The sequence below is a fragment of the Bacillus sp. SIMBA_008 genome, assembly GCF_046535495.1.
Classification (GTDB): Bacteria; Bacillota; Bacilli; order Bacillales; family Bacillaceae; genus Bacillus; species Bacillus subtilis.
The window spans coordinates 1-232 of record NZ_JAWRWL010001350.1 but is presented as its reverse complement, the minus strand read 5'-3'; the positions used below and the strand labels follow the sequence as shown (position 1 = coordinate 232).

The following is a 232-nucleotide window of genomic DNA, read 5'->3' as shown; positions in this document are numbered from 1 at the left end:
GGTAATAGCTATTTTAATGACTTTAGTAGACGTAGCTGGTCAAAGGCAGTCTATCATTGATATTAAAGAGACTTCCGAGAAATTAACAATAACCCAAGAAAAATCTCAGGAAACATTAATTAGAACAATAAAAGCATTTGAAGAGTTGAGCGGATTTAAAGAAGAATTGCTAGACTCTGTGGCAACATATAAAAATGGAACAGAAGGTTTGATAAAAAACCTTTCAGAGGAA

At 32.8% G+C, this 232-nt stretch carries 1 protein-coding gene; it reads left to right on the top strand.

Annotated features, from left to right (window positions below; translation table 11 throughout):
- Positions 1-232, top strand: a 232-nt coding sequence (locus SB658_RS27845) for a hypothetical protein (RefSeq protein WP_410603826.1), incomplete at both ends; no start/stop codon positions are given.